The organism is Gordonia hongkongensis, assembly GCF_023078355.1.
In the GTDB taxonomy this organism is placed as follows: domain Bacteria; phylum Actinomycetota; class Actinomycetes; order Mycobacteriales; family Mycobacteriaceae; genus Gordonia; species Gordonia hongkongensis.
In genome coordinates this window covers 3,468,985-3,492,587 of the sequence record NZ_CP095552.1, presented here as the reverse complement: position 1 = coordinate 3,492,587, position 23,603 = coordinate 3,468,985, and the positions used below count along the sequence as shown (strand labels likewise).

Here is a 23,603-nt window from a genome sequence, read left to right as displayed (position 1 = left end):
GGGAGACGATGACCGCAGCGCAGGGCACCAATCCGGTACTGGCGCAAAGCGGCCTGCCCTACGACCTCCCCGACTTCGCGTCGATCTCCGACGACGACTTCCTGCCGGCGTTCACCGAAGCGATGGCGTCGCATGTGGCCGAGGTGGAGGCGATCGCGGCCGACCCCGCGGCACCGACCTTCGCCAACACGATCGAGGCCCTGGAGTTGTCGGGGCGCGACCTGGCCCGGGCGTCGGGGATCTTCTTCAACCTCGTCGGGCCCGACACGAACCCCAGACGCAACGCGATCTCCCAGGAGCTGTCGACGCTCCTGACCGATCATGCGAACACGATCGCGATGAATCCGGTTCTCTTCGAACGGATCTCCGACCTCCATTCGCGCGCCGACGAACTCGATCTCACCGAAGCCCAGCGCCGGTTGCTCGACAAGCGGTACCGGGAATCGGTCCGCGCCGGAGCCGGATTGGACCCCGACGCACAGCGTGAGATGCGGGAGATCGCTTCTCGCCTGGCCTATCTCACGACGACGTTCTCCCAGAAGATCCTCGACGACACCAATGACTCGGCGGTGCTCGTCGACGATGCCGCCGAACTCGACGGTCTGTCGGCCGGACAGATCGCCGCCGCCCGCCGTGCCGCCGGCGAGGCCGGGCACGACAGCGGATACCTCGTCACACTCGAACTTCCGACGAGCCAGTCGGTGCTCACCGAATTGACGAATGCCGATGTGCGCCGGCGGGTGTTCGACGCGTCGGTGGGGCGGTGCGCCCGAGGCAACGAACACGACACCCGGGAACTGGTCCTCGAGATCGTCCGCCTGCGGGCACGCCGAGCAGAGATGCTCGGCTACCGGGACCACGCCGAATACGTGATCGCCGAGCAGACGGCGCCGGACCCGGGGGCCGTCGACGACATGCTGCGCGAGCTCAACTCCTCGGCCATGCGTGCCGGTGGCCGAGAACTCACCCGGCTCACCGAGTTCGCGGGTGACGCGCCGATCGGCCCCGCCGATCTCACCTTCTGGCTCGATCGGGAGAAGCGGTCGCACTCGGCGGTGCCGCTCGACGACTTCGCGAACTATTGCGAACTGGACGCGGTGCTGACCCGGGGTGTCTTCTTCGCCGCGAACAAGCTGTACGGCCTGACCTTTCGGGAGATCACCGATCTCCCGCTGTACCACCCGGATGTACGCGCCTGGGAGGTACGCGACGACGCGGGCGTCGGTATCGGGCTCTTCCTCGGCGACTTCTTCGCCCGGCCGTCGAAACGCGGCGGGGCGTGGATGAACAACATCGTCGACCAGTCGTCGGTCCTGCACACCCAGCCGATCATCGTGAACGTGCTGAACCTGACCAAACCCGATGCCGAACAACCGTGTCTGCTCACGATGGATCAGCTCACCACGCTTTTCCACGAGTTCGGGCACGCCCTGCACGGGTTGTTGTCCTCGGTGGAGTATCCGTCGCAATCCGGGACATCGGTACCGCGGGACTTCGTCGAGTTCCCGTCGCAGGTGAACGAGATGTGGGCGCTGCACCCGGACGTGCTGGCGAACTACGCCCGGCATCACGAGACCGGAGAGCCGATCCCGGCCGAACTCGCCGATGCGGCGCGGGACTCGGCGGGAGCCGAGTCCGCGCACGGCACCATCGAGTACCTCGCCGCATCCTCGCTGGACCTGGCCTGGCACCGGTTGTCGGTGGCGGAGGCCGAGGCGGTGGCCGACGTCGAGGCCTTCGAGGCGCAGGCGCTCACCGACGCGGGATTGCACACCGAGCTGATCCCGCCGCGCTACCGGAGCTCGTACTTCAACCACATCTTCGGTGGCGGCTACTCCGCCGGCTACTACAGCTACATCTGGTCGGAGGTACTCGACGCAGAGACCGAACAGTGGTTCCTCGCCGAGGGCGGGCTGCGTCGCGAGAACGGCCGCCGGTTCGCCGACGCCACTCTCTCCCGCGGCGACAGCGTGGATCCGCTTGTCGCACACCAGGGCCTGATCGGTCGCCGGCCGCGCATCGAACCGCTGCTGCGGCGCCGGGGGCTCGCGGCCTGATCGGGTCCCGGTCATGACGACGACGCGCACCCCGCGCCGGGACCTGTCGGCGTTCGCGGTGCTGAGCATCGTGACCGCGATCGTCGTGATCGGTCTCAAACTGATCGCGTGGCGGATCACCGGCTCGGTCGGTCTGCTCTCCGACGCGCTGGAGTCCACCGTCAACCTCGTTGCGGCGATCGGTGCGTTCGTCGCGCTGCGGGTGGCGGCGAAGCCACCGGACCGGAGCCATAACTTCGGGCACACCAAGGCCGAGTACCTGTCGGCGGTGTTCGAGGGGGTGATGATCGTCGTCGCGGCGGTCGTCATCGTCGCGACGGCCATCGACCGCCTGCTCCACCCGGAGGAACTGGACGAAGTCGGCATGGGACTGGCGATCTCGGTGGGCGCGACGGTGGTCAACGCGGTCGTCGGCTGGGTGCTCATCCGCGCCGGTCGACGTCATCGGTCGCTGACCCTCGAAGCCGACGGCCGGCATCTCATGACCGACGTGTGGACGACGGCCGGCGTGGTGGTCGGTGTGTTCCTGGTCGCCGTGACCGGCTGGCTGCCGCTCGACCCGCTGATCGCCATCGCGGTGGCTGCCAACATCCTCGTCGTGGGCGGACGGTTGGTCTGGCGATCCGGTGCGGGACTGATGGACTCGGCGCTGCCCGACGACCTGCGCGCCGCGATCGACGCCGTCCTCGCGCGTCACCGCGCCGACCGGATCGACTTCCACGACGTCCGCACGCGGGAGGCCGGCCACGAACGGTTCGTCCAGTTGCACATGCTCGTCCCCGGTGACTGGTCGGTGCAGCGCGCGCACGATCTGGCCGAGACGATCGAGGACGAACTCCGCGCCGCGGTCGACGATCTCACCGTGACCCTGCATGTCGAACCGATCAACGACCCACGCGCCTACGAGGACTGGCGGTTGGACTGAGCGCGTTTCGGCTCGTCGCGCTCAGTGATTCGCCGGCTGGAAGGTGGCCTGGTGGGCGGCTTCCTCGGCGCGGATCACATGCATCACCGCGTTGATGAGGGCGAGGTGGGTGAACGCCTGCGGGAAGTTGCCGAGGTGCTGTCCGGTCTTGGCGTCGATCTCCTCGGCGTACAGCTTGAGCGGGCTCGAGTAGGACAGCAGTCGTTCACACAGCGTCTTCGCCCGTGGCAGTTCGCCGATCTCGACGAGGGCCGACACCAGCCAGAACGAGCAGATGGTGAACGTACCCTCTTCGCCGCTGAGGCCGTCGTCGGTCTCCTCGACCCGGTAGCGGAGCACCAGTTCGTTCTCGGTGAGTTCGTCGGCGATCGCGAGAACCGTTGCGCGCACCCGGGGGTCGTCCGGCGGCAGGAATCGCAGCAGCGGGACGAGTAGTAACGAGGCATCGAGCGCGTCGTCGCCGTAACGCTGGGTGAACACCCCGCGCTCGTTGACCCCGTGCGCCAGGACGTCGGCCTTGATCTCCTCCGCGATCGCGGCCCACTCGCGCGCGTGGGCCTGCTCGCCGTGCATCGTCGCGAGGCGTGACCCGCGGTCGAGGGCGACCCAGCACATGACCTTCGAGGACGTGAAATGCTGCGGCTCCCCGCGCACCTCCCAGATGCCGCGGTCGGGATCCTTCCAGTGCTTGATCGCTTCTTCGACCTGGGCCTTCAGCACGGGCCACAACGTCTCCGGCACCGCTTCGTGCGACTTGATGTTGAGGTACACCGAGTCGAGCATCGTGCCCCAGATGTCGTGCTGTGCCTGGTTGTACGCGCCGTTGCCGATACGGACCGGCCGGGCGCCGTCGTAGCCCGAGAGATGGGTCAGCTCTTCCTCTTCCAGGGTGCGTTCGCCGCCGACGCCGTACATCACCTGCAGCGGATGACGTTCCCCGTTGGTGATGCCCGAGACATCGGCGATGAAGGAGAAGAAGTCGTCGGCCTCGCGGTCGAGACCGAGCGTGTACAGACCCCACAGGGCGAAGGTCGAGTCCCGCACCCACGCATAGCGGTAGTCCCAGTTGCGCTCGCCCTGAGGCGTTTCCGGCAGCGACGTGGTCGCGGCGGCGAGCAGCGCGCCGGTCGGGGAGTAGGTGAGTCCCTTCAGCGTGAGGGCCGAACGCTGCAGATGTGAGCGCCACGGATGATCGGGGAAGCTGCCGATGTTGATCCACTGCCGCCACGACTCGCTTGTCGCCCACATCTTCTGGGCGGCTTCCTCGAAGTTCTGCGGCGCCGGCTGCCGGGACCAGCTGAGTGCGACGAAGCGGTTGTCGCCTTCGACGAGCCGGGTACGTGCCCGCGCTTCGCGACCCTCCAGACCCAGCCGGAGGTCCGTGGTGAGTTTCAAGGTGGGCGTGTCGGCATCGGTGTCCTTGGCGGTCGCGATCGCCTCGCCGTAGGCCGGGCCCGAGTACTCCCACTTCGTCGTCCCGCGGTGGTAGTCGAAGGCGGGTTCGCAACTCATGTGCAGTTCGACGGTGCCGGACACGCAGCGCACGGTGCGCAGCAGGATGTGCTCGGCGTCCCAGTCGGTGGGCGTCCGGCGGTGCGTCTTCGAACGACGTTCGTTGTCGTGCCACGGACCCATGACCAGTGCGTCACGGACGATGATCCAACCGGTGTCGGTCTGCCAGGTGGTCTCGACCATCAGGCTGCCGGGCAGGTAGCGCCGATCCACCGGGACGTTCACGCCGTAGGGCGCCAGTCGGAAGTGGCCGGCACTACGGTCGAGGATGGCGCCGAAGACGCTCGGTGAATCGGGCCGGGGTATGCACATCCACTCGACGGAGCCGTTGCGCGCGATGAGACAGTTGGTCTCGGTGTCGGACAGGAACGCGTAGTCGCCGATCGGCGGGAAGGCGCTCGTGTGCGACGGAGCCGGAGGAGCCGCCGGGGAGACGTCGGCCGCGGTCCCGGATGCCCGCGGCGGCACGGTCGGCAGGGACGTTACGGTGGAGTCATCTGCGACAGACATGAGTTCCATCATCGCGACGGGTTCTCGCCGACGCCACTCGGCTCCCGTGAGGGAGACAGTGGCGGTGATCACGGACTCGGAGCGACGCAGACGCCGCGGACGGATATACGGCTGCCCGCGGGAACGAATGCACGGATGACGGGGTGATGAGGTGTCGGCGTTCTTCGACTGGTGGGACAGCGTGGAGGAGTGGCTCACGGGCCTGTCCTTCGTGCCCCAGTTGCTGGTGACCGTCGCCGTCGTGATCCCGGTGGCGATCCTCATCGCCTACGTGCTCAGTTTGCTGGTCGACGCCGCTGCCACGCTGGTCGACCGACGCCGCTTCGCTGACGACGACGGGACCGGATTGTGAAGAAGATACTGCGCTCGCCGGTCACCTTCGCGCTGCTGGCGCTGCTGGTCCTGGTCATCATCGCCTGGCTTGTCACGGGCTGAGCGTCCCGAGCTGGTCGTCGCCGGTTGATCGGTGGGTTCGGCGCCCCTTCGTGACGGCCCTCCGCAGGCTCCGGGCCTCCTCAGGGAGCGGGTGGTGTTCCGGCCCTCCGCAAGCTCTGGGCGCTCCTCAGGGAGCAATGGCTATGTCGTTCTTTCGGATCAGGGAGCGGGAGGAGCGGACGGCTCAGTGTCCGGCGGGCACCACTCGCTGATCCGCCGCCGTGCGGTAGAGCGACCCGATCGCCTCGATGACGTCCGGATGGGTGCCGAGGGGACCGGCGACGAGGGTGTCGTCGACCAGGGCGTCGAGAGCCGACTCGACCCGCTCGGTGAGCAGTCCGGCCGACAGGAAGTACGGACTCACCGCGATACGTCGGGCACCGCCGGCGCGGAGTCGGCGCACGGCCGAGACGACGGCGCGATCGTGCGGCCCCAGCTTGGTCGCGAAGACCACCTCGACCGGACGGTGGAGCCGTGTCGACAGTTCGATCGCCCGTAGGCGCACCGAACGATCGGCGGCCGGGTCGGGGGACCCGACCGCGGACAGGATCACACCGTCGTGCGGGCCGAGGCCGGCCTCGATCAGACGGTCCGCCAGTGCCCCGGCCAACGACCGGGTCCCCATGACGTCGGTCTGCCGGGCGGTCGGTCGTCGCGACGCGATGATCGACGGTAGGTCGATCTTGTGGTGGTACCCCGCCGACAGCAGCATCGGTACGACGACCGGACCGTGGTGCGTCGAATGCGCCCCGTCGAGCTGTCCGAGAACGTCGCCCACGAGTGGCTCGTCGAGGTCGAGATAGGAGAGCACCACCTCGACACCGGGCAGGCTCGACGCGACGGCGTTCCGCACACGGCGCGCGGTCGCGCCGAAGCGCGGATCGCGACTGCCGTGTGCGGCGAGGACGAGAGTCGGTGTCACACCAACTCTTTGAGATGGAGCGGCGCCAAGGCGTCGCCCACGAGGCCTGCGGCCAGCGTGTTCCCGCCCTGCGGGTCGATGAGCAGGAAGCTGCCCGACTCCCGGTTGACCTGGTAGTCGTCGGCCGGGATCGGCTCGGCGGTCTGCACCGAGATACGCACGATCTGGTTGAGTTCCACCGATTCCGGAGCCTCCATCAGGGCGAGGTTCTGCTCGTCGAACAGCGCGTCGAGGGCGCCGACGATCGCCTGGGTGGTCTTGGTGCCGTGCTTGAGGAGCAGGCGAGCGCCCGGGCGCAGGGGCTTCTCGGCGAGCCAGCAGACCGTTGCGCTGAACTGCTGCAACGGTTCCGGGGCGTCAGCGGCGGCGGCGATGAGGTCACCGCGCGAGATATCGACGTCGTCTGCCAGCAGGATCGTGACACTGCGTCCGGTGTGCGCGGTGGGCAATTCGCCGTCGGCGGTGTCGATCTTGCTGACGGTGGTCCGCTGCCCCGACGGCAGGACGACCACCTCGTCGCCGACGGAGACCCGACCGGCGGCGATCTGACCCGCGTAACCGCGGTAGTCGGGGTGTTCCGGTGTGCGGGGACGGATGACGTACTGGACCGGGAACCGCAGGCCGACGTCGTTGCGCTCCAACAGATTGGGCACGGTCTCGAGATGCTCGATGAGTGTCGGCCCGTCGTAGAAGGAGGTGGTCTCCGAGCGGTGCGCCACGTTGTCGCCGTGCAGCGCCGACACCGGGATCGCGGTGACCTGCTCGGCGGACCAACCCAGCGACCGGGTGAGATCGGCGAATTCAGCGGAGATCTCGGCGAACACCGACGCCTGATCGGTGACGAGGTCGATCTTGTTGACCGCGAGCACCAGCTGGGGCACGCCGAGCAGTGCCATCACCGCGGCGTGGCGGCGGGTCTGGGCGACGACGCCGGTGCGGGCGTCGACGAGCAGGATCACCAGTTGCGCAGTCGACGCACCCGACACCGTGTTGCGGGTGTACTGGACGTGCCCGGGGGTGTCGGCGAGCACGAACGAGCGCGCGGGGGTGGCGAAGTAGCGGTAGGCGACATCGATGGTGATGCCCTGTTCGCGCTCGGCGCGCAGCCCGTCGACGAGCAGCGACAGGTCCGGGGTGTCGAGACCGCGGTCCACCGACGCCTTCGTGACCGCGTCGATCTGGTCGGCCAGAACGGATTTCGTGTCGTACAGCAGGCGGCCCACGAGCGTGGACTTACCGTCGTCGACGCTGCCCGCGGTCGCGATGCGGAGGAGATCAGGAGCGTGCTTCATCAGAAATATCCTTCGCGCTTACGGTCTTCCATGGCGGCCTCGGAGACCCGGTCGTCGCCACGGGTGGCGCCACGCTCGGTCAGCCGCGACGCGGCGACCTCGGCGAGCACGGCCTCGTTGTCCGTGGCGTCGGAGAGGACCGCGCCGGTCGAGGAGCCGTCGCCGACGGTGCGGTAGCGCACCGAGAGTCGCTGCACCTCTTCGCCTTCGCGGGGACCGCCCCAGACTCCCGAGGTCATCCACATGCCGTCGCGCTGGTAGACCTCGCGCTCATGGGCGTAGTAGATCGACGGGAGGAGCACCTGCTCGCGAGCGATGTAGCGCCAGATGTCGAGCTCGGTCCAGTTCGACAGCGGGAACACCCGCACGTGCTCACCCGGGGCGTGGCGGCCGTTGTAGAGGTTCCACAGCTCGGGGCGCTGTCGCTTCGGGTCCCACTGGCCGAAGGCGTTGCGCAGCGAGAAGATCCGCTCCTTGGCGCGCGACCGCTCCTCGTCGCGCCGACCGCCGCCGAACACCGCGTCGAAACGGTTCTCGGTGATCGCGTCGAGCAGGGGGATGGTCTGCAGCGGGTTGCGGACCCCGTCGGGGCGCTCGGTGAGCCGGCCGTCCGCGAGGTAGTCCTCCACCCTGGCCACGTGCAGCCGCAGGTTGTGCCGTTCCACGACCTGGTCACGGAACTCGAGGACCTCGGGCAGGTTGTGCCCGGTGTCGACGTGCAGCAGCGAGAAGGGCAGGGGCGCAGGCCAGAACGCCTTGAGCGCGACGTGCAGGAGCACGGTGGAGTCCTTGCCGCCGGAGAACAGGATCACCGGCCGCTCGAACTCTCCCGCGACCTCGCGGAAGATGTGGATCGCCTCGGACTCCAGGGCGTCGAGTGTGGTGAACTCGTCGGCCTCCGCGGCGGCGCCGCTCGTCTGGGCAGCGGCGGCGCCGCTCGTCGCCGGAACGGACGGTGTTTCGGTCACGGTCATGCGTGCAGCCCACATTCTGTCTTGGCGCGACCGGCCCAGCGGCCGCTGCGCGGATCGGATCCGGGTTCGGGTTTGGCGGTGCACGGTGCGCACCCGATCGAGGGATATCCCTCGTCGACGAGCGGATTCACCAGCACGCCGTTGGTGTCGATGTAGTCCTGCATCGTCTCGTCGGACCAGGCCGCGATCGGGTTGATCTTTACCAGTCCGAAGCCCTCGTCGAAGGAGATGAGCGGCGCGTTGGCCCGAGTCGGTGCCTCCACACGACGGATGCCCGTGATCCACGCGTCGTACCCGGCGAGTCCGGCCTTGAGCGGCACGACTTTCCGCAGTCGGCAGCATTCGCCCGGGTCGCGGGCGAAGAGGTTGCGGCCCAACAGTTCGTCCTGCTCGGCGACGCTGTGCTCGGGGGTCAGGTTCACCATCTCCACGCCCGGTCGAGCGAAGCGAGGGGCAGAATGGTTATACACCTGCTCGACGGCGTCGCGGGTGCCGATGGTCTCGGCGAAGTGGTATCCGGTGTCGAGGAAGAGCACCTTGACCGGGTCGCCGTCGAGCAACTCACGGTCGATGTTCTTCACGGCGAGGTCGACCAGGGCCGCGTCCTGCATGTTCGACGCGACGACGAAGTTGGTGCCGAAGGTCTGCGCGGTCCAGCGGATCAATTCCTCCGGGGTGGCGTCGGAACCGAGGTCCGCAGCACCCTTCTCGGCGATGTCCCGCAGCTGGTCCTCGCTGAAGCGCCGGCCCGTACGGGTGGTGGTCTCGATGGTCATCGCAGCGCCTCCTCATCGGCACGAACGGCCCACTGCGCGAACCGTTCACCCTCTTCGCGTTGGTCGACGAAGTTGCGGACCACGCGCTCGATGTAGTCGCCCAGTTCGGTACCCAGCACCTTGTGCTGGCGCAACTTGCGACCGAAACCCGAGTCCAGGCCCAGGCTGCCGCCGAGGTGGACCTGGAAGCCGTCGGTCTGGTTGCCGTCGGCGTCCTCGACGAGCTGTCCCTTGAAGCCGATGTCGGCGATCTGCGACCGTCCGCAGGAGTTGGGGCAGCCGTTGATGTTCACCGTGATCGGCACGTCGAGCTTCGCGTTGATGTCGGCCAGCCGCTCGTCCAGTTCCGGGGCGAGGACCTGCGAGCGCTTGCGGGTCTCGGTGAACGACAGCTTGCAGAACTCGATGCCGCTGCACGCCAGCAGGTTCCGGCGCCACCGCGTGGGCCGGCCGTGCAGGCCGAGCGGCTTGAGCTCGTCGATCAGCCACTCGACCTTGTCGTCGGGGACGTCGAGGACGATCAGCTTCTGGTACGGGGTGAAGCGCACACGGTCGGAACCGGCCGCGGCGACCGCGTCGGCGGTCTTGGTCAGGATCGTGCCCGAGACGCGACCGGCGATGGGGGAGAAGCCGATCGCGTTGAGTCCGTTGCTCAGCTTCTGCACACCGATGTGGTCGATCGGACGCTCCGGCTTTTCCGGCGCCGGGCCGTCGATCAGCTTGCGCCCCAGGTATTCGTCCTCGAGCACCTGGCGGAACTTCTCGATGCCCCAGTCCTTGATGAGGAACTTCAGCCGCGCCTTGGCGCGCAGACGCCGGTACCCGTAGTCGCGGAAGATCGAGACCACGGCCTCCCAGACGTCGGGCACCTCGTCGAGCGGCACCCAGGCGCCGACGCGCTGGGCGAGCATCGGGTTGGTGGACAATCCGCCGCCGACCCAGAGGTCCAGTCCGGGGCCGTGCTCGGGATGCACGACGCCGACGAACGCGACGTCGTTGATCTCGTGGACCACGTCCTGCTGGCCCGAGATCGCGGTCTTGAACTTGCGCGGCAGGTTCGAGTACTTCGGGTCGCCGATGTAGCGGCGGACGATTTCGTCGATGGCCGGGGTAGGGTCGAGGACCTCGTCGAGGGACTCGCCGGCGAGAGGCGAACCCAGCACGACGCGGGGGCAGTCGCCGCAGGCCTCGGTGGTCTGCAGCCCCACGCCCTCGAGGCGCTCCCAGATGGTCGGGACGTCCTCGATGCGGATCCAGTGGTACTGGACGTTCTCCCGGTCGGAGAGGTCGGCGGTGTCGCGGGCGAACTCGGTGGAGATCTCACCGAGGGTGCGCAGCTGAGCAACGTTGAGCGCACCGCCGTCGCAGCGCACCCGCATCATGAAGTGGCTGTCCTCGAGGATGTCGATGTTCTCGTCGCCGGTCCAGGTGCCGTCGTAACCCTCGGCGCGCTGGGTGTAGAGACCCCACCAGCGCATCCGGCCGCGCAGGTCCTGTTTGTCGATCGAGTCGAAACCCTGCTTGGAATAGATGTTCTCGATGCGCGCACGCACGTTGAGCGGGTTGTCGTCCTTCTTGACCTGCTCGTTGGGGTTCAGCGGCTCGCGATAACCGAGCTTCCACTGACCCTCGGCGCGGCGCTTGGTCGGACGAGCCTTGCGGGCCGGGCGCGCGGGCTTCGCGGCGGCCGGCTCTGCAGCGGCAGCGTCGTTCGGTGCACCCGGACCGGAAGCGGCGGGGGCGTCGGTGGTGGACGTCATGAACTCTCCTGTGCCGGCGCACAGGGCCGGCGTTCGTTGCACGAGTTACGGGCTGAAACGTGCCGGCATCCCCAGGGAATCGGGGACAAATCGGGGCCGAGACGTCGCTAGATGCGACAGAAAGCGCTGTTGACGCGCTTGAGATCAATGTGGCGTCGAGCTGCGAGCCACACCCCGGGGAAAATCACGCGGTCCATAGTGCCACGCTCCCTATCGGCTCGTCTACTTGGGGTTATTTTCCATCATGATGATGGAAACCAGGCCGGCCTCCACGCCTGCCTGCGCCGCACAACGCCGTCGAGTACTGCGCTGTTCCCGATCTGGGCGACGATTTCCGTCCACGTCGCCGCGATCGGCATCATGGAACGGTGAACGTCGACACCACCACCATCGCAGCCGACCTGGTCGCCGCTGCGTGCCGCGAGGTCGACACGGACGTACCACTCGCGCTGTACCTGCACGTCCCGTTCTGCGCGACCCGGTGTGGGTACTGCGACTTCAACACCTATACGGCGGGCGAACTCGGTTCGTCGTCGTCGCCGGAATCGTGGCAGCACGCGGTCGCCCGCGAACTCGAGGCGGCGTCGCGGATGCTGGCCCCCGGCCGGCCGGTCTCGACGATCTTCGTCGGCGGGGGCACGCCGTCGCTGCTCGGCGGCGACGGCCTCACACGACTCCTCGACGCCGTCCGGGTCCACTTCGACCTGTCCGACGACGTCGAGATCACCACCGAGTCGAATCCGGAGTCGACCTCGCCGGAGTTCTTCGACGACCTCCGCTCCGCCGGTTTCACCCGCATCTCGCTCGGCATGCAGTCGGCCGCCGCACACGTGCTCCGGCTGCTCGATCGCACGCACACCCCGGGTCGGGCGGTTGCGGCCGCCAGGGAGGCACGAGCGGCCGGGTTCGACCACGTCAACCTCGACCTGATCTGGCACGCCCGGCGAGACCGACGCCGACCTGCACGCCACCGTTGATGCGGTGCTCGACGCCGGGGTCGACCATGTGTCGGCCTACGCGCTGATCGTCGAGGACGGCACCGCGCTCGCCCGCCGCATCCGGCGCGGGGAGATGCCAGCACCCGACGACGACGTCCTCGCCGACCGCTATCAGATCCTCGACCGTCGTCTGCGTGCGGACGGACTCGACTGGTACGAGGTGTCGAACTGGGCGCGCGGCGAGAAGTCGGTGTGTCGTCACAACATCGCCTACTGGCACAGCAACGACTGGTGGGGCATCGGTCCGGGGGCGCATTCCCACGTCGCCGGCGTGCGCTGGCTGAACGCCAAACATCCTGCGCGCTATGCGAAGTCGCTGGCGGACGGGGTCTTGCCGATCGCTTCGGCAGAACAGCTGACCCCCGAGGACCGGCACCTCGAGGCCGTCATGCTGACCACCCGGTGCCGCAGCGGACTGCCGCGCGACCTCCTCGACGACGCCGAGACCGCGCATGCCGAACAGCTCCGGGCCGCCGGACTGCTCACCGCGGCCGACGACGCCTACGTGCTCACCGACGCGGGTCGGTTGCTGGCCGACGGCGTGATCCGCCGCGTGCTCTGGGGCTGACGCGGGGCCGGTTGTCGGCCTACCAGCTCTGATCGGGGCGAGGCGGACTCGTCCAGCCCGTCGATCGCGCACCGCGCCGATGCGCACCGGGGCCGTCGGGCGTGGTCGGGGGCCGGCGCGCCGGGATCTCGGCGGTGTCTTGGAGTTGCTCGTCGAGGGGTTTGGCCGCGTCGGACAGGTCCAGGGCGTCGAGGTCGAGGGTGCGGGCGTGGATGATGTGGCGGTTGCGCAATGCCGACCGGACGGCGCGATGCAGGCCGTCCTCCAGATAGAGCTCGCCCTCCCACCGCACGACGTGGGCGAACAGGTCGCCGTAGAAGGTGGAGTCCTCGCTGAGGAGCTTGTCCAAGGCGAGGACCTTGGTGATCGGCGTCAGCTGGTCGAGCCGGAGTTGCCGCGGCGGGATCTTGGCCCAGCCACGCGTCGACAGCCCGTGGTCGGGATAGGGCTTGCCCTCCCGCACCCCCTTGAAGATCATGCGAACTCCTCCGACGCCCGTGCCTCGACGATTGCTGATCTGCGACGACGCGTCGACGGTCAGTGCGCGACACCACGCCGTGGCACGGTGATCGCGATCCCATTTCGTACTATGGAACGCACCCAACTGTATGGCAGGGACCCGAGTCAGGAGGTGTGCCGCGTGTCTACCACCGATGATCGTCGCTTCGAGATCTTGCGTGCGATCGTGACCGACTACGTCGACACGCAGGAACCGATCGGTTCGAAGGCGCTCGTGGAGCGACACCAGCTGGGGGTGTCGAGTGCCACCGTCCGCAACGACATGGCGGTCCTGGAGGCAGAGGGATACATCACCCAGCCGCACACCAGCTCCGGCCGGGTGCCCACCGACAAGGGCTACCGGATGTTCGTCGATCGGATCAGCGAGATCAAGCCGCTGTCGGCCGCCGAGCGCCGGGCGATCCTCTCGGTGCTCGACTCCGGCGTCGACCTCGACGACGTGCTCCGGCGCTCGGTGCGGCTCCTTGCCCAGCTGACGAGACAGGTCGCGGTCATCCAGTACCCGGTCTTGTCGGCGGCGACCGTGCGTCACCTCGAGGTCGTCACCCTGTCTCCGTCGCGCCTGCTGCTGGTCGTCATCGTCGACAACGGCCGGGTCGAACAGCGCATGGTGGCGCTGAGCGAAGACCACGATGAGGACGAGATCGCCCGGTTGCGCGATCTGTTCTCGGCCGCACTGCACGGCAAACGCCTCGAAGCCGCGTCGGCCGCGGTGGCCGAGCTCGCCAATTCCGCGCCTGAGGATCTGCGCGGAGCGGTCCTCAACATCGCCACCGTGCTGGTGGAGACCCTCGTCGAACGCGGTGACGACCGGCTGGTGCTCGGCGGCACGTCGAACCTCGCGCGGTCGGCGGCCGACTTCACCCCCGTCGTCGGCGGGATGGACACCGTTCTCGAGGCGCTCGAGGAGCAGGTGGTGGTGCTCAAGATCTTGGCGACAACCCAGGACATGGGCCAGGTCACGGTGCAGATCGGCGAGGAGACCCGGACCGAGAACCTGCGTGGCACCTCGGTCGTGTCGACAGGGTACGGTGCTTCGGGAACCGTGTTCGGCGGCGTCGGTGTGCTCGGCCCCACACGGATGGACTATCCGGGAACCATCGCCTCGGTGGCGGCCGTTGCCAAGTACATCGGCGAGGTGCTCGCCGAACGATGATCGCTGTTTTTCCATGATCGCTGTCGGGCATACCGCAGCGTCGACGGCGGCCGCTCGCGACACCGAGCCGGGACGACGACGGGGACGGCCGGTCCACCCGCGCGTCGCGCGATCGTGAGAGCACCCGCCGCCAGGCACCAACTGAGACCGAAGGATCACTACAACCGTGGCACGTGACTACTACGCAATCCTGGGAGTGGCGAAGGGCGCCAGTGATCAGGAGCTCAAGCGCGCCTACCGCAAGAAGGCGCGGGAGCTGCACCCCGACGTCAACCCGGGCAACGAAGACGAGTTCAAAGAGGTCAGCACCGCCTACGAGGTGCTGACCGATCCGGAGAAGCGTCGCATCGTCGACGCCGGCGGTGATCCGCTGGCCGGCGCCGGTGCGGGCGGCTTCGGCGGTTTCGGTGGCGGCGGCGGGGGATTCGGCGACGTCTTCGAGGCGTTCTTCGGCAACGGCGGTGCCTTCGGCGGCGGTGGCGGGGGCTTCGGCTCGGGCCGCGGACCCAAGTCCCGTGTCCAGCCGGGTGAGCCGGCACTGGTGAACGTGACCCTGGATCTCGCCGAGTGCGCCAAGGGTGTCGCCAAAGAGATCACCGTCGACACCGCGATCCTCTGCGACGTGTGTACCGGCTCGGGAACCAACGGCGACAGCAAGCCGGTCACCTGCGACATCTGCAAGGGCGCCGGGGAGATCCAGTCGGTGCAGCGTTCCTTCCTCGGGCAGGTCATGACCGTGCGCGAGTGCCCGACCTGCCACGGCGTCGGCGAGGTCATCCCCGACCCCTGCCACAAGTGCGGCGGCGACGGACGCTACCGCTCGCGGCGCACGATGACCGTGCGCATCCCCGCCGGGATCGAGAACGGCATGCGTGTCCGCCTCACCGGGCAGGGTGAGGTGGGTCTCGGCGGCGGCCCGGCCGGCGATTTGTACGTCGAGGTCGCCGAACGGCCGCACGAGGTGTTCCTGCGCGACAAGGACGACCTGCACTGCACCGTCAAGGTCCCGATGGCCGACGCCGCGCTCGGTGCCGAGTTCGAGGTGGAGACGATTCTCGGCGATCCGGTCACCGTGACGGTCGCGCCCGGCACGCAGCCGGGCCAGATCGTGAAGCTGCGCGGGCAGGGCATGCCGCACGTCAGTTCCGGTGTGCGCGGCACCATGCACGTCCACCTCGACGTCGTCGTACCGACCAGACTCGATGCGGCGCAGACCGAAGCACTGAAGAAGTACCGCAAGATCGCCGCCGACGAGATCGAGGTCGTCAACACCTCGGCGGCCGCGGCGCCCGGCGGCCTCTTCTCGCGGCTGCGCAACGCGTTCGCCGGGAAATAGGCACCTGGTGTCCGCGGCGGCGATCTCCGAGTGGATGTGCGCGTTCGGGACGGCGGGTACGCGGTGAGTCCACCGCTGTTCTGGGCGGACTCCGTGCCCGCGCCCGGCGCTGACCTGATCCTGAGCGGCGCCGAGGGTCGTCACGCGGTCACCGTCGCCCGGCTGGGCGTCGGCGAACGGATCCTCGTCGGCGACGGCGCCGGCTCGGTCGGCGGTTGCGAGATCCGGGAGATCACCGCCAAGGACACACTGGTGGCGACCGTCCACGACCTCGCGTTCGAGGCTCGCCCGACCCCGCAGGTGACCGTGGTGCAGGCGCTCCCGAAGTCGGAGCGGTCCGAGCTCGCGGTCGACCTCGCCACCGAGGCCGGCGCCGACGTCATCGTGCCGTGGCAGGCGCTGCGGTGCGTGTCGCGGTGGACGGGCAAGGCGGACAAGGGCGTGGCCAAGTGGCGGGCCGCGGCCTCGGCAGCTGCCAAACAGAGCCGTCGACCATGGATTCCGGAGATCACCGACCTCGCGACCACCATCGACGTCCGGGCCCGCTGCGCGGACGCCGTGGCGCGGGGAGGGGTCGTCGCCGTCCTGCACGAGGAAGCCGCGCAACCCCTGGCCCGGCTACCCCTCGCCGACGCCACCGAGATCCTGCTCGTGGTCGGGCCCGAGGGCGGACTCGACGCCGGCGAGGTCGCCGACCTGACCGCGCTCGGTGCGAACTCGGTCGTGCTCGGCCCCGAGGTGTTGCGTACGTCGACGGCCGCCGCGGTGGCCCTCGGCGCGATCGGGGTGCTCACCCGCCGGTGGGCCCGATGAGCGTCGTCGGACGCCGTTCGGTGCGTCGGACCAAGATCGAATACGGCTCTGCGCCTTCCCAATTCGGGCACCTGTACGTGCCTTCCGAGTGGCTCGACGCCGCGACGCCGACGCGGCTCGTGGTGCTTGTCCACGGCGGGTCCTGGTCTGTCGAGTTCGGGTCGACGACCCAGACCGCGATCGCCCGGATGCTCGCCGAACGCGGGGCGGCGGTGTGGAACATCGAGTACCGCCGGGTGGGTGAAGAGGGCGGCGGGTGGCCGAATACCGGCCGGGATGTCCTCGACGCGCTCGGTGCCCTGGACGGTCCCGTCCGCGACCTGCTCCCGCCCGGCGCTGTCGACTTCGCCTCGACCGCGGTCGTCGGGCATTCCGCGGGTGGTCAGCTCGCGGTCTGGGCCGTCGGTCAGCTCGGAGCCCGGACCGCCACGGCCACCATCACCACCGTGATCGCCCAGGCGGCCGTGCTCGACACCGTCGGCGCAGCGGACCGGGAGTCGGTGCGGGCGTTCATGGGTCGGCCGTTCAGCGAGTCGCCGCGCCGCTACTCCGACGCCTCACCACTGCTGGCACCGGTGGTCGACGCCCACGTCGTCGCGATCCACGGCGACGCCGATGATCTGATCCCGGTCGAGTCCAGCCGCCGGTACGTCGACGCCGCGATCGCACGCGGACAGTCCGCCGAACTCATCGTCGTCCCCGGTGAGGGGCACGACGCCTTCGTCGACCCGCGCAGCGTCGGCACGCGACAGACGATCCGCGTGCTCGGGATCTGACGGAAATATTGCCTGCTGATCGGCTGTTGCACCGCGATACACTGACCACACCCCTGCCGCCGCGACCGCGTCGTCCGGGGGCGCCGCATCCAGAACCGAACATCCATCCGGACCAGAACACCAGGAGTGATTTCATACGTGAGTGACGACAACCCCGACCAGAGCGGGCAATCCAGCCGTACGCAGCCGCGCCGGTCTGGGGTCACATCCACTGTCGAAGTCTCTCCCGGAGTCGTGTTCGGGCTGCTCGGCGCTAGTGACGTCAACCTGCGTACCCTCGAGCAGCTCCTGCCCGCCGACATCCACGTCCGCGGCAACCAGGTGACATTGACCGGTGAACCCGCCGAGGTAGCCGCGTCCGAGCGCGTCATCGCCGAACTCGTCGACCTCGTCGGGCGCGGAACCCCGCTGACACCAGATCTCGTCCGGCACAGCGTCTCGATGCTGTCCGACGGCACCGAGGAATCGCCCGCCGACGTGCTGTCACTGGACATCCTGTCGCGCCGCGGCAAGACGATTCGGCCCAAGACACTCAACCAGAAGCACTATGTCGACGCGATCGACGAGCACACCATCGTCTTCGGACTGGGCCCGGCCGGCACCGGCAAGACCTATCTGGCCATGGCCAAGGCCGTGCAGGCGCTGCAGTCGAAGTCGGTCAACCGCATCATCCTGACGCGGCCGGCGGTCGAGGCCGGCGAACGTCTCGGCTTCCTGCCGGGCACGCTGAGCGAGAAGATCGACCCGTACCTGCGCCCGCTGTACGACGCGCTGCACGACATGATGGACCCCGACGCGATCCCGAAGCTGATGGCGGCCGGGGTCATCGAGGTCGCGCCGCTGGCCTACATGCGCGGCCGCACCCTGAACGACGCGTTCATCATCCTCGACGAGGCGCAGAACACCACGAGCGAGCAGATGAAGATGTTCCTCACGCGCCTCGGTTTCGGTTCCAAGGTCGTCGTGACCGGTGACGTAACGCAGGTGGACCTGCCCGGCGGCGCCCGCAGCGGTCTCCTCGCCGCGTCGGAGATCCTCGAGGGCATCGACGACATCCACTTCGCCCGCCTCACCAGCCAGGACGTGGTCCGGCACCGCCTGGTCGCCGACATCGTCGACGCCTACGGGCGGGCCGAGGAGGCGCAGCGGGGTCTGCCCAACACGGCGATCGGCGGCAATCGCGCCGCACGCCGGGCAGCGGCGCAGGGTCGTCGCTCATGAGCATCGAACTGGCCAACGAATCCGGGGTCGAGGTCCCGGCCGAGTTGATCATCGACGCCGCGCGTTTCGCGGTCACCGCGATGGACGTGAACCCGGCCGCGTTGCTGTCGGTGCTGTGTGTCGACGAGGACACCATGGCCGACATGCACGTCCAGTGGATGGACCTGCCGGGCCCGACCGATGTCATGAGTTTCCCGATGGACGAACTGGTGCCCGGCGGCCGGCCGGATGCGACCGACCCGGGCCCGGCGATTCTCGGGGACATCGTGCTGTGCCCGGACTTCGCCCGGAAACAGGCGCGCGAGGCCAAGCGGTCCTTCGAGCACGAGCTCGCCATGCTGACCATCCACGGAGTGCTCCACCTCCTCGGCTACGACCATGCCGAGCCGGAGGAGGAGCGCGAGATGTTCGGACTGCAGAACCGCATCCTCGACGCGTTCTACGCCGACCGTCACCGTCGCGCCCAGGAGCAACGACAGACCGACCGCGATTCCCGGCTGCTGTCCAACATCGGGTTCACCGGAGCCGAGGGAGATTCACCGACCCCCGGTGCCCAGTCGGTGCCCGAGCAGTCGCGGTCCGAGGAGGACCGAGGGTGACCTCCGACTACTGGTTCATCGTGGCGGCAGTTGTGTTGATCGTGGTGGGCGGCGTCTTCGCGGCCGTCGACACCGCGGTGTCGACGGTGTCGAACGCCCGGGTCGACGACATGGTCCGGGAAGGGCGGGCCGGTGCGCGCCGCCTGGCGGGCATCCTCGAGGCGCGTGCGACCTATGTCGGCCTCGTGGTGCTGCTCCGAGTCGTGTGCGAGGCCGCGGCGGTCGCGCTCGTCGCGGTCGCCGCGACGCAGCTGATCGGCGTCGGCGGGGGACTGGCGGTGGCCATCGCCGCCATGACGGTCGTCTCGTACGTCGCCGTCGGCGTCGGCCCCCGCACCCTCGGCCGGCAGCACGCGTACACGATCGCGCTGTCGTCGTCGTACCTGTTGTTCGCGCTCGGCGTGCTGCTCAAACCGCTGACCCGGCTGTTGATCCTGATCGGCAACGCCCTCACCCCGGGTCGCGGGTTCCGCAACGGTCCGTTCGCCACCGAGGTCGAGTTGCGCGAGGTCGTCGACCTCGCCGAGGCCTCGGGCGTCGTCGCGGCCGACGAGCGCCGGATGATCCAGTCGGTCTTCGACCTCGGCGACACCAGTGCCCGCGAGGTGATGGTCCCGCGCCCGGAGATGGTGTGGATCGAGGCCGACAAGACCGCGCTGCAGGCCACGAGTCTCGCGACGCGGTCCGGACATTCGCGGATCCCGGTGATCGGGGAGAACACCGACGACGTCCTGGGCATCGTGTACCTCAAGGATCTGGTGGCGCGCACGGTCGCCCAGCGGATCGATCCCACGACCCTCCGCGTGGTCGACGTGATGCGCGAGGCCGAGTTCATCCCCGACTCCAAGCCACTGGACCGGGTCCTCGCCGACATGCAGCGCGAGCGCAACCACATGGCGATGCTCGTCGACGAGTACGGCGGCATCGCCGGGCTGGTGACCATCGAGGACGTGCTGGAGGAGATCGTCGGCGAGATCACCGACGAGTACGACATCGACGAGCTCGCACCGGTCGAAGACCTGGGCGACGGGTCGTACCGGGTGTCGGCACGACTGCCGGTGGAGGATCTCGGCGAGCTGTTCGGCGTCGAGATCGCCGAGGAAGAGGTCGAGACGGTCGGCGGACTCGTCGGTCTGGAACTGGGGCGGGTGCCACTGCCCGGCGCCCGGGTGGAGTCGCACGGGCTGCAGCTGGTGGCCGAGGGTGGGCCCAATCGCCAAGGGCGCCAACGCATCATCACGGTGCTGGTCACCCGGGTCCCCGACGCGGACGAGGATTCCCGACGCGACGAGCACGGCGGGCAGTCGAGTCGATCGCAGGGACGTGCCGAGCGCACCACGGGCAACGCCCACGACGACCAGGACACGGACACCGCCGGCCAGGAGCGCGCAGGCGAGTCGAGAGCAAGGATGAACCAGTGACCGAGACCCTCTCCGACGAGGATCGCAAGCTCGTGGTGCTCGCCCGAGGTGCGCTGGCGCGCGCCGAGTCGCCCTCGGGCGCGGCGGTCCGGGACGGCGACGGTCGCACCTACGCCGGGGCCGACGTGCGGACCCGCTCGCTGACCCTCACCGGACTCCAGGTCGCGGTGGCGTCGGCGATCTCGAGCGGCGCCCGCTCCTTCGAGGCGGCGGTCGTCGTCAACGGTGACGCCGGCGACCCGGGCCTGGACACCCTGCACGAGCTGAGCCCGGAGGCCTATGCGGTCCTCACCGACACCGCGGGTCGTCCTCAGCAGCGGCTGGGGCGCGCGGATGCCTGAGTTCCGTTCGGGCTTCGTCTGTTTCGTGGGCAGGCCCAACACCGGCAAATCCACGCTCACCAACGCCCTGGTCGGCGAGAAGATCGCGATCACCTCGAATCGTCCGCAGACCACCCGCCACACCATCCGCGGGATCGTCAACCGGCCCGACGCCCAGCTGATCCTCGTCGACACCCCGGGCCTGCACCGACCGCGCACCCTGCTGGGTCAGCGCCTGAACGACCTCGTCCGCGACACCTACTCCGAGGTCGACGTGATCGGAGTCTGCATACCGGCCGACGAGGCCATCGGTCCGGGTGACCGGTGGATCATCTCGCAGGTCCGCGAGATGGCGCCGCGCACGACGATCGTCGGGGTGGTCACCAAGATCGACCGGGTCGGGCCGGAGCAGGTGGCCAAACAGCTGCTCGCGCTGTCGGAGGTACTCGGGCCGGACTCGGAAGTGGTTCCGGTGTCGGCGAAGTCGGGCAAGCAGCTCGACGTGCTGTCCGACGTGCTCGTGAGCCTCATGGAGGAAGGCCCCGCGTTCTACCCGGACGGCGAACTCACCGACGAACCCGAACAGGTGCTGATGGCGGAGTTCATCCGCGAGGCCGCGCTCGAGGGGGTGCACGACGAGCTGCCGCACTCGCTGGCCGTCGTCATCGAAGAGGTCATCGATCGTGAGGACCGCGACCCCGACCTACCGCCGATGGTCGACGTCCACGCCGTGCTGTTCGTCGAACGCGACAGCCAGAAGGGCATCATCATCGGCCGCAAGGGCGCGCGTCTGAAGGAGGTCGGTACAGTTGCCCGCGCACAGATCGAGCGGCTGCTGGGCACCAAGGTGTACCTGGATCTGCACGTGAAGGTCGCCAAGGACTGGCAACGCGACCCCAAGCAGTTGCGTCGATTGGGTTTCTAGCAGCGTGTTCCTGACGGCCCGGCGCCGGCAGGGGCAGCCTGCGGGGAGGTACGCCGATGGGAACGCACGAATCGCCACAACAGCCGGGGGACGATTCCGGCCGCGGAGCGCATGAGGCGCCCGACACCGACCAGCCGACCGGTCGCACCATCGCCGGCGTCCTCGGATCGCCGCGTTTCTGGCTGGCACCGTTGGCTCTCGTCGCGGTGATGTTCTCGCTGATGGCCGCGCTGTACATGGCGGCGGTCGTCGACCCGCAGCGTCACCTTCACGACTTCCCCGTCGCCCTGGTGCAGGAGGACGCGGGTGGTGAGGTGCAGAACGCAGACGGACAGTCCACGCCGCAGAACTTCGGCGACCAGGTCGCCGAGGGCATCATCTCCTCGGCGGCGCAGAATGGGATCGTCGTGACCCGCACCGACCGCTCGACCGCGCTGTCCGAACTCAACAGCGGCAAGGTGTACGGCGTCATCGTCGTCGGGTCCAATTTCACGAATCGGGCGGTCGCACTGGGCCGGTCGACGGTCCTCACCGCCGAACCGGCGAAACCGACCATCGACATCTTCATCAACCGGGGCTCCGGGGCGTTCGCGTCGTCGATCACCACCACCCTCGCCGATCAGGTCCGTGAACGGGTCAACGAGCAGGTGGGCGCGCAGCTGACCGAACAGGTCCGTACCCAGCTCGAGCGCAACGACATCACCTTCACCGGCGCGGCGCAGGTCGCGCTCGCGACCCCGGTGGCCGTCGAGGTGTCCGAGCCGACCCCGCTTCCCGAGGGTGCGGGCAACGGATTGTCAGCGTTCTATCTGACCCTGCTGCTCGTCCTCGCCGGCTTCACCGGGGCGATGATGGTCAGCATCGTGGTCGACGGCATGCTCGGCCAGACCCCCATCGAGTACGGGCCGTTCTATCAGCTGCGCGAGCGGCTCGCGATCAGCCGGTGGGCGACGCTCGCGGCGAAGTGGACGATCATGTTCCTGGTCGCAGTGGTGCTCTCGACCCTGTTCATCGCCGTCGGCGCGATGGTCGGGACGTCGATCCCGAACGGCTTCGTGCTCTGGATGCTCTCGGTCCTCGGCATCTTCGCCGTCGGCGTGAGCGCGAGCGCGATGATGGCGGTGTTCGGCAACCCCGGTCTGCTGTTCAATCTGCTCTTCTTCGTGGTGTTCGGCCTGCCGTCGTCGGGCGGGACGCTACCGCTGGAGGCGAGTCCGCGCCTCTTCGAGTGGATCGCCGCGATCGAGCCGATCTCTCTCTCTCTCTCTCTCTCTCTCTCTCTCTCTCTCTCTCTCTCTCTCTCTCTCTCTCTCTCTCTCTCTCTCTCTCTCTCTCTCTCTCTCTCTCTCTCTCTCTCTCTCTCTCTCTCTCTCTCTCTCTCTCTCTCTCTCTCTCTCTCTCTCTCTCTCTCTCTCTCTCTCTCTCTCTCTCTCTCTCTCTCTCTCTCTCTCTCTCTCTCTCTCTCTCTCTCTCTCTCTCTCTCTCTCTCTCTCTCTCTCTCTCTCTCTCTCTCTCTCTCTCTCTCTCTCTCTCTCTCTCTCTCTCTCTCTCTCTGCACGTGATCTACCTCGGCGTGCGTGCTGTCCTGTACTTCGACGCCGACCTGTCGGCGGGGTTGGGCCGATCGATCATCCAGTGCTTCATCGGCTTGCTCGTCGGCGTGCTCCTCGGTCTGCTCGGCACCAAGTTCTACGACCGCAAGGGCTGGCACCGATACCCGGGTGGGATGACGCTGCCGCCGAAGCTGGACAAGATCGTCAACGCCGGCTGACACGGGCGGCGCCGCCT

At 68.3% G+C, this 23,603-nt stretch carries 20 protein-coding genes and 2 pseudogenes; 15 read left to right on the top strand and 7 right to left on the bottom strand.

The annotated features are described in order from the left end of the window. Positions 1 to 8: 8 nt before the first annotated feature. Positions 9 to 2,057, top strand: a complete 2,049-nt coding sequence (locus MVF96_RS15825; protein ID WP_247449662.1) for a M3 family metallopeptidase — start codon at positions 9 to 11, stop codon at positions 2,055 to 2,057. A 13-nt stretch (positions 2,058 to 2,070) separates the two neighbouring features. Further along, entirely contained in the window at positions 2,071 to 2,982 is a 912-nt protein-coding gene (locus tag MVF96_RS15820; RefSeq protein WP_247449660.1) for a cation diffusion facilitator family transporter, read from the top strand. Positions 2,983 to 3,003: 21 nt separating this feature from the next. Here the strand turns inward: MVF96_RS15820 and MVF96_RS15815 are convergent, their stop codons facing one another. Beyond that, entirely contained in the window at positions 3,004 to 5,004 is a 2,001-nt protein-coding gene (locus tag MVF96_RS15815) for a glycoside hydrolase family 15 protein (RefSeq protein WP_055475526.1), read from the bottom strand. Positions 5,005 to 5,155: 151 nt separating this feature from the next. On the opposite strand from MVF96_RS15815, the gene MVF96_RS15810 reads away from it, so the two are divergent. Continuing rightward, positions 5,156 to 5,356, top strand: a complete 201-nt coding sequence (locus MVF96_RS15810; protein WP_055475487.1) for a hypothetical protein — start codon at positions 5,156 to 5,158, stop codon at positions 5,354 to 5,356. Positions 5,357 to 5,623: 267 nt separating this feature from the next. Here the strand turns inward: MVF96_RS15810 and MVF96_RS15805 are convergent, their stop codons facing one another. From MVF96_RS15805 to MVF96_RS15785, 5 genes are read right to left on the bottom strand one after another with little or no spacing between them, the layout of a single operon-like run. Next, positions 5,624 to 6,361 carry a sirohydrochlorin chelatase gene (locus tag MVF96_RS15805; RefSeq protein WP_247449658.1) on the bottom strand — a complete coding sequence of 246 codons (738 nt, stop codon included), beginning with the start codon at positions 6,359 to 6,361 and terminating at the stop codon, positions 5,624 to 5,626. Next, positions 6,358 to 7,653: a sulfate adenylyltransferase subunit 1 gene (locus tag MVF96_RS15800; protein ID WP_247449656.1), complete on the bottom strand. Its 1,296-nt coding sequence runs from the start codon at positions 7,651 to 7,653 to the stop codon at positions 6,358 to 6,360. The genes MVF96_RS15805 and MVF96_RS15800 overlap by 4 nt, the downstream gene beginning before the upstream one ends. Then, the gene (gene cysD, locus MVF96_RS15795) at positions 7,653 to 8,642 is read right to left on the bottom strand and encodes a sulfate adenylyltransferase subunit CysD (RefSeq protein WP_189340120.1); all 990 of its coding nucleotides are present in this window, start codon (positions 8,640 to 8,642) and stop codon (positions 7,653 to 7,655) included. Before cysD ends, MVF96_RS15800 begins: the two co-directional genes overlap by 1 nt. Further along, entirely contained in the window at positions 8,624 to 9,403 is a 780-nt protein-coding gene (locus tag MVF96_RS15790; protein ID WP_055475483.1) for a phosphoadenylyl-sulfate reductase, read from the bottom strand. Before MVF96_RS15790 ends, cysD begins: the two co-directional genes overlap by 19 nt. Next, positions 9,400 to 11,163, bottom strand: coding sequence for a nitrite/sulfite reductase (locus MVF96_RS15785; protein ID WP_055475482.1), 1,764 nt, complete (start codon positions 11,161 to 11,163; stop codon positions 9,400 to 9,402). The genes MVF96_RS15790 and MVF96_RS15785 overlap by 4 nt, the downstream gene beginning before the upstream one ends. 368 nt (positions 11,164 to 11,531) lie before the next feature. Between MVF96_RS15785 and hemW the strand changes: the two are divergent. Beyond that, positions 11,532 to 12,729 (top strand): annotated as a pseudogene (gene hemW, locus MVF96_RS15780) (radical SAM family heme chaperone HemW). 19 nt (positions 12,730 to 12,748) lie between these two features. On the opposite strand, the gene MVF96_RS15775 reads toward hemW, so the two are convergent. Further along, on the bottom strand, positions 12,749 to 13,207 hold the full coding sequence (locus tag MVF96_RS15775) for a type II toxin-antitoxin system VapB family antitoxin (RefSeq protein ID WP_055475480.1): 459 nt from the start codon (positions 13,205 to 13,207) through the stop codon (positions 12,749 to 12,751). A 162-nt stretch (positions 13,208 to 13,369) separates the two neighbouring features. Here MVF96_RS15775 and hrcA point away from each other — a divergent pair, with 162 nt between their 5' ends. The 11 genes and pseudogenes from hrcA to MVF96_RS15720 all read left to right on the top strand — a co-directional run. Then, positions 13,370 to 14,404, top strand: coding sequence for a heat-inducible transcriptional repressor HrcA (gene hrcA, locus MVF96_RS15770; protein ID WP_055475525.1), 1,035 nt, complete (start codon positions 13,370 to 13,372; stop codon positions 14,402 to 14,404). A gap of 166 nt (positions 14,405 to 14,570) precedes the next feature. Next, positions 14,571 to 15,740, top strand: a complete 1,170-nt coding sequence (gene dnaJ, locus MVF96_RS15765; RefSeq protein ID WP_165629853.1) for a molecular chaperone DnaJ — start codon at positions 14,571 to 14,573, stop codon at positions 15,738 to 15,740. 63 nt (positions 15,741 to 15,803) lie between these two features. Further along, the gene (locus MVF96_RS15760; protein WP_159371946.1) at positions 15,804 to 16,553 is read left to right on the top strand and encodes a 16S rRNA (uracil(1498)-N(3))-methyltransferase; all 750 of its coding nucleotides are present in this window, start codon (positions 15,804 to 15,806) and stop codon (positions 16,551 to 16,553) included. After that, positions 16,550 to 17,329, top strand: a complete 780-nt coding sequence (locus MVF96_RS15755) for an alpha/beta hydrolase family protein (RefSeq protein WP_247449654.1) — start codon at positions 16,550 to 16,552, stop codon at positions 17,327 to 17,329. The genes MVF96_RS15760 and MVF96_RS15755 overlap by 4 nt, the downstream gene beginning before the upstream one ends. 138 nt (positions 17,330 to 17,467) lie before the next feature. Beyond that, a complete protein-coding gene (locus MVF96_RS15750; protein ID WP_055475523.1) occupies positions 17,468 to 18,550 on the top strand; it encodes a PhoH family protein in 1,083 nt (360 codons plus the stop codon). Next, on the top strand, positions 18,547 to 19,149 hold the full coding sequence (gene ybeY / locus MVF96_RS15745) for an rRNA maturation RNase YbeY (protein ID WP_055475477.1): 603 nt from the start codon (positions 18,547 to 18,549) through the stop codon (positions 19,147 to 19,149). The genes MVF96_RS15750 and ybeY overlap by 4 nt, the downstream gene beginning before the upstream one ends. Further along, positions 19,146 to 20,570, top strand: coding sequence for a hemolysin family protein (locus MVF96_RS15740; RefSeq protein ID WP_247449652.1), 1,425 nt, complete (start codon positions 19,146 to 19,148; stop codon positions 20,568 to 20,570). Before ybeY ends, MVF96_RS15740 begins: the two co-directional genes overlap by 4 nt. Continuing rightward, on the top strand, positions 20,567 to 20,911 hold the full coding sequence (locus MVF96_RS15735; RefSeq protein ID WP_078112894.1) for a cytidine/deoxycytidylate deaminase family protein: 345 nt from the start codon (positions 20,567 to 20,569) through the stop codon (positions 20,909 to 20,911). Before MVF96_RS15740 ends, MVF96_RS15735 begins: the two co-directional genes overlap by 4 nt. Further along, positions 20,904 to 21,815: a GTPase Era gene (era, locus tag MVF96_RS15730; RefSeq protein WP_165629857.1), complete on the top strand. Its 912-nt coding sequence runs from the start codon at positions 20,904 to 20,906 to the stop codon at positions 21,813 to 21,815. Before MVF96_RS15735 ends, era begins: the two co-directional genes overlap by 8 nt. Positions 21,816 to 21,871: 56 nt before the next feature. After that, on the top strand, positions 21,872 to 23,377 hold the full coding sequence (locus MVF96_RS15725) for a YhgE/Pip domain-containing protein (RefSeq protein ID WP_247449650.1): 1,506 nt from the start codon (positions 21,872 to 21,874) through the stop codon (positions 23,375 to 23,377). Further along, positions 23,368 to 23,586, top strand: a pseudogene (locus tag MVF96_RS15720) (YhgE/Pip domain-containing protein); the annotation flags it as partial. The gene MVF96_RS15725 and the pseudogene MVF96_RS15720, both read left to right, overlap by 10 nt. Between the last annotated feature and the right edge of the window lie 17 nt (positions 23,587 to 23,603).

Bases quoted from the DNA above. Each gene is read 5' to 3' on its own strand.
- MVF96_RS15825 (WP_247449662.1), top strand. From the start codon at position 9: ATGACCGCAGCGCAGGGCACCAATCCGGTACTGGCGCAAAGCGGCCTG.
- MVF96_RS15820 (WP_247449660.1), top strand. From the start codon at position 2,071: ATGACGACGACGCGCACCCCGCGCCGGGACCTGTCGGCGTTCGCGGTG.
- MVF96_RS15815 (WP_055475526.1), bottom strand. From the start codon at position 5,004: ATGTCTGTCGCAGATGACTCCACCGTAACGTCCCTGCCGACCGTGCCG.
- MVF96_RS15800 (WP_247449656.1), bottom strand. From the start codon at position 7,653: ATGAAGCACGCTCCTGATCTCCTCCGCATCGCGACCGCGGGCAGCGTC.
- cysD (WP_189340120.1), bottom strand. From the start codon at position 8,642: ATGTGGGCTGCACGCATGACCGTGACCGAAACACCGTCCGTTCCGGCG.
- MVF96_RS15790 (WP_055475483.1), bottom strand. From the start codon at position 9,403: ATGACCATCGAGACCACCACCCGTACGGGCCGGCGCTTCAGCGAGGAC.
- MVF96_RS15785 (WP_055475482.1), bottom strand. From the start codon at position 11,163: ATGACGTCCACCACCGACGCCCCCGCCGCTTCCGGTCCGGGTGCACCG.
- MVF96_RS15775 (WP_055475480.1), bottom strand. From the start codon at position 13,207: ATGATCTTCAAGGGGGTGCGGGAGGGCAAGCCCTATCCCGACCACGGG.
- MVF96_RS15755 (WP_247449654.1), top strand. From the start codon at position 16,550: ATGAGCGTCGTCGGACGCCGTTCGGTGCGTCGGACCAAGATCGAATAC.
- ybeY (WP_055475477.1), top strand. From the start codon at position 18,547: ATGAGCATCGAACTGGCCAACGAATCCGGGGTCGAGGTCCCGGCCGAG.
- era (WP_165629857.1), top strand. From the start codon at position 20,904: ATGCCTGAGTTCCGTTCGGGCTTCGTCTGTTTCGTGGGCAGGCCCAAC.
- MVF96_RS15725 (WP_247449650.1), top strand. From the start codon at position 21,872: ATGGGAACGCACGAATCGCCACAACAGCCGGGGGACGATTCCGGCCGC.